Annotated in this window: 3 protein-coding genes and 2 pseudogenes; all 5 read right to left on the reverse strand. The window is 38.0% G+C overall.

Going from position 1 to position 1897, the window contains the following annotated elements:
- Nucleotides 1-161, reverse strand: a 161-nt coding sequence (locus tag LEP1GSC062_RS25200) for a DUF2283 domain-containing protein (protein ID WP_020985332.1), incomplete at its 3' end; no start/stop codon positions are given.
- A pseudogene (locus tag LEP1GSC062_RS25710) lies at nucleotides 154-460 on the reverse strand (hypothetical protein). The gene LEP1GSC062_RS25200 and the pseudogene LEP1GSC062_RS25710, both read right to left, overlap by 8 nt.
- A 48-nt stretch (nucleotides 461-508) precedes the next feature.
- Nucleotides 509-646, reverse strand: a complete 138-nt coding sequence (locus LEP1GSC062_RS24180; protein ID WP_167324057.1) for a hypothetical protein — start codon at nucleotides 644-646, stop codon at nucleotides 509-511.
- A gap of 171 nt (nucleotides 647-817) precedes the next feature.
- Complete coding sequence (locus tag LEP1GSC062_RS20160; protein WP_020985333.1) at nucleotides 818-1087, reverse strand: hypothetical protein; 270 nt, start codon at nucleotides 1085-1087, stop codon at nucleotides 818-820.
- Nucleotides 1084-1897 (reverse strand): annotated as a pseudogene (locus tag LEP1GSC062_RS23755) (ParB N-terminal domain-containing protein); the annotation flags it as partial. The gene LEP1GSC062_RS20160 and the pseudogene LEP1GSC062_RS23755, both read right to left, overlap by 4 nt.

Genomic DNA, 1897 nt, shown 5'->3' on the forward strand with positions numbered 1-1897 from the left:
CTTACCTGGAGAATCGAAAAACCGATTACATTGCCCAAAGTATCCACTTTTTCCATTACAGCATCATTTTCCGTTTCTTTAAAAATACCTTCTTTTCTTTCAAAGAGAACCTCTAAGTAGTCAGACTCTTTGTCGAAATATATCTTGATCTCTCTATCCATATAATACCTTTCCTTCCTTTACCTTGTCGGTAAAATACGCTGTGACAAGAAATAAATCGTCTATTCCATTCTTGATCACTACACAAAGATATTTGTCACCAACTAAAGTGTCGGCAAAATATTTGTAAAATAATTCCACTCTCTCATCCGTTCGGGATTGTCTCACTTGCTCCGGAGACAATAAACACTCTACAATCCTCTCCTCTTGTCCAGACATCTCAGGATGATCCCCCTATGTGCTTCTTTCTTTCTTCGGTAAATCGGATCTTTCTTTTAAATACGTCTTCCAGTTGATTCATTATCTACGTTACATTTTACTTCGTGAATCGCTTCTTAATCCGAATCAATCAGCATTCCGACTCGCTAACTTCTTTCTTAACTGTACTGTCGCCAATTTCTCTGTCTTTCCAGATTCCCGCTAAATTCAATTTCTCTAACGCTTCTCCAGTTGCAACCGGCAACTCTAATGTTAAAGTCTTTACCATTTCTTTCCCTCTTTGATTTCGACCTCGATTCAGCGATTTGTCCAATCCTTTTTCTACTTTCCAACTTCAGATAAATTAAGGATAATTTCAAGTGAGGAAAATGTAGGAAAAGTGAGTGAAAAATCGACTGTTTTTTTCCTCACTTTTTTACCTAATTTCTTCCATTTTCCTTCAGTGGATCGACCTTCCTCCGACCACTCTGAGTTTTCTCTCAATCTCGATTTCCTGTTCCGTCACTTTCGTCAATTGAAGAATCAACTTTTGGATCTTCTTGCGATATACTTTCAGTTTTTGTAATAGTGTTTTGACTTCCTCTCTCTTCTTTAAAGAACCCATACTTTCATATCTCTTCCGATACGATTTCATTCTTTTTTGGATGGAAGTTTCTTCCTCCGTCATTCTTGGGTCAAATCCGCTTTTTGTCTCGTTTTTGCTTTTCATACTTTCATCTTCCAAATTCTCTTTTGTTGACCCACTGACGTTAGTAGTTCTACAAGCTCTGAGTCCTTAGAACCTAATCCATTCTTTCTGTGTAAATCCGCTTGTTGCTTCCTCAATTTCCTTAGAGAATTCAAAAGTCGTTCTAAAGCCGCTTCCTTCTGTGTGTAACTCATCTTCCCATACTTCTTTTGAAACTCTTTTACCTTCGATTGCAATACTTGTTTTGGGCTCTTCTTTACTTCCTCTTTCTGGGCCGATTTCTCTTTTTTTGCGGTTTGCTTCGGTTCTTTGGTTTTGAGTTCTTTTCGGAGCTCCGAAACATAACGCTTTGCCGTTCCAAAAGGTATGTTTTCATTCTCCGATACTTTCTTGGCTAACTCGACTGACTTCCCGATCAAACGATCACCCTGGTCGTTTGATTTTTCTTCTGATCCGATTTTCAAAGATTCAGGATGAATTTTTGATCCTTCAGTTTTGGTTTCGATCGAAAAAGATGCTTCTTTCTTTTGTTCTCCCTGTTTCAAGCGATGAGGGTCATTGTTTGATCCTGATTTCACTTCTTCAGTAGAAGAATTTGAGTTTTTCAAACTATCACCCTGATCTTTTGATTTTTCATTTGATCCTACTTTCAAAAGATGACCCTCATCTTTTGATTTCTCAGAAAACAAGACTTCGCTTAACATTTTAGAATCCTCTTTCAAACCTTCACCGTGAAGGTTTGATTCTCTCGCTTGCTTTTCTAAGGCGCCAACTTCACCGAAGAATAACCCAAGCTCCGATTCTGGACTTCCATCTGTTTGTTTTTCCATA

This window comes from Leptospira alexanderi serovar Manhao 3 str. L 60 (assembly GCF_000243815.2).
Taxonomy (GTDB): Bacteria; Spirochaetota; Leptospiria; order Leptospirales; family Leptospiraceae; genus Leptospira; species Leptospira alexanderi.

Coding starts and splice junctions, on each gene's coding strand:
- LEP1GSC062_RS24180 (WP_167324057.1), bottom strand. CDS start 646: ATGGTAAAGACTTTAACATTAGAGTTGCCGGTTGCAACTGGAGAAGCG.
- LEP1GSC062_RS20160 (WP_020985333.1), bottom strand. CDS start 1,087: ATGAAAAGCAAAAACGAGACAAAAAGCGGATTTGACCCAAGAATGACG.